The organism is Polaromonas sp. P1_E3, from assembly GCF_056405935.1.
In genome coordinates this window covers 1-1,309 of sequence record NZ_JBFUBD010000594.1, presented here as the reverse complement: position 1 = coordinate 1,309, position 1,309 = coordinate 1, and the positions used below count along the sequence as shown (strand labels likewise).

Sequence of the window (1,309 nt, the reverse complement as noted above, 5' to 3'; positions counted from 1 at the left end):
GAACACGACCGTCAACTTCCCCATCCTGGCCGATGCGGACAAGACCGTGGCCAACCTCTACGACATGATCCACCCGAACGCTTCCACCACGGCCACGGTGCGCAGCGTTTTCATCATCGACCCCAAGAAGGTCATCCGCACCACCTTCACGTATCCGGCCAGCACGGGGCGCAACTTTGACGAGATCCTGCGCGTCATCGACTCGCTGCAGCTGACCGACAGCCACAAGGTGGCAACACCCGCCAACTGGAAAGATGGCGACGACGTCGTGATCGTGCCCAGCCTGCAGGATCCGGCCGAGCTTGCCGTGCGCTTTCCGAAGGGCTTCAAGGCAGTGCGCCCCTATTTGCGCATCACGCCCCAGCCAAACAAATGAATAGGGCCCCCACGCTTTTCGCTTCGCGTAATGCGCTGCCCCCCGAGGGGGCCGCTGCGCCTGCGGCCCGGCAAAGCCGGTTCCGCGGCCCCGGCTTGCAAAGGGCAGCGCCGTTACCCGCAGTGGCGCCTGGCGTGGCTCACTTGCTTGAAATCTGCTGAGGATCACCATCTTGCGTTTCATCATCGTCCCTGGCTGGCGCGACTCGGGCCCCGGCCACTGGCAAAGCCTGTGGGCCGAGCGCCTGCGTAATTCGGTGCGTGTGCGCCAGGACGACTGGATCACGCCTTCACGCAAGGCCTGGGTGGCAACGCTTTCCAGCACCATCCTGCTGCAGGATGAGCCGGTCGTGATCGTGGCGCACAGCCTGGGCTGCATTGCCACGGCGCATCTGCCGCCAGAGGCAGCAGAGCGCATCCATGGGGCCTTGCTGGTGGCGCCGGCAGACCCGGAGCGCCGTGCCGTGCTGAGCGACTTTGCGCCCGTGCCTTACCAGAAGCTGCCTTACCGCAGCGTGCTGGTGGCCAGCAGGAACGACCCGTATTGCCCGGTGCGCCTGGCCGGTGCCTATGCGCGCGCCTGGGGCAGCGAGTTTGTGCGCATGCAGGACGCGGGGCACATCAACATTGAATCGGGCCACGGCGAATGGCCTTTGGGTATTGCGCTGCTGCAATCGCTGGCAGGCGATGCATCGCTGACGGCGCCCCATCTTGATTTTTCTTCTTCGGCAAATTCTTCGTCTTCTTCTTTTGGATCCCTGGAAACGGCATGACTTCTTCAAAAATAAAAAACGCCCTTGCAACGCTGGCATTCGCAGCAGGCGCCTCATTGACCGGCGCGGCCTCGGCTCAAACGCTTCTCAATGGCTCGTATGACGTGGCGCGTGAGTTTTACAAGGAATACAACGCCGCTTTCATTGCCCACTACAAAAAG

The 1,309-nt window shown here is 62.5% G+C and carries 2 protein-coding genes and 1 pseudogene; all 3 read left to right on the top strand.

All coding sequences use genetic code 11. The features are described 5' to 3' along the window. Window positions 1-376 (top strand): redoxin domain-containing protein (locus AC1D0Z_RS22010; protein ID WP_477660276.1); only part of this gene is annotated, 376 nt, incomplete at its 5' end. Between the two features lie 172 nt (window positions 377-548). Beyond that, the gene (locus AC1D0Z_RS22005) at window positions 549-1,148 is read left to right on the top strand and encodes an RBBP9/YdeN family alpha/beta hydrolase (RefSeq protein WP_477660275.1); all 600 of its coding nucleotides are present in this window, start codon (window positions 549-551) and stop codon (window positions 1,146-1,148) included. Then, window positions 1,145-1,309: pseudogene (locus AC1D0Z_RS22000) on the top strand (sulfate ABC transporter substrate-binding protein); the annotation flags it as partial. The gene AC1D0Z_RS22005 and the pseudogene AC1D0Z_RS22000, both read left to right, overlap by 4 nt.